At 57.6% G+C, this 649-nt stretch carries 1 protein-coding gene; it reads left to right on the forward strand.

Translation table 11 applies throughout. From position 1 onward, the window contains the following. The coding region (locus tag B2R17_RS06140; RefSeq protein ID WP_286763307.1) for a thiamine pyrophosphate-dependent enzyme at positions 1-649 on the forward strand (649 nt) is incomplete at both ends.

Here is a 649-nt window from a genome sequence, read left to right on the forward strand (position 1 = left end):
CCCTGCACGTAGTGATCAACAACCAAGTCGGTTTCACCACCGAACCGGATGAAGGCCGCAGCACGACGTACGCGACCGACATCGCGAAAATGCTGCAAATTCCGATTTTCCACGTCAACGGCGAAGACCCCGAAGCGGTCGCTCAAGTCGTCTCGTTGGCGATGGATTTCCGCAAAGAATTTCATCGTGACGTTGTCATCGATTTGTACGCCTACCGTCGTTGGGGACACAACGAAGGTGACGAACCTCGTTTCACCCAACCTCAGATGTACGCCGAAATCGATCGTCGCCCCGGTGTACGACAACAGTATCTCAATCGCCTGCTGAAACTCGGAAAGATCACCGAGGCCGAGGCCGACGAGATCAGCCGTGATCGGACGGAGAAGCTCGAGAGCGAATTCGAAGCGAGCAAGCACGAATCGTTTGTTCCCGACACGCAAACGCTCGCCGCGAACTGGATGGAATACTTCGGCGGGCCCGAGCCGGCCGACGAAGTCGACACAACCATGCCGGTCACGCGACTGAGCGAGTTGATTGATTCGCTGACCCGTCTGCCTGAAGGGTTCGCGCCGCACAAAAAGCTCAAACGACCGATGCAACAGCGTCGCGAAATGGCAAGCGGCGAACGACCGTTGGACTGGGCCACCGC

The sequence above is a fragment of the Rhodopirellula sp. UBA1907 genome, from assembly GCF_002337565.1.
Taxonomy (GTDB): Bacteria; Planctomycetota; Planctomycetia; order Pirellulales; family Pirellulaceae; genus Rhodopirellula; species Rhodopirellula europaea.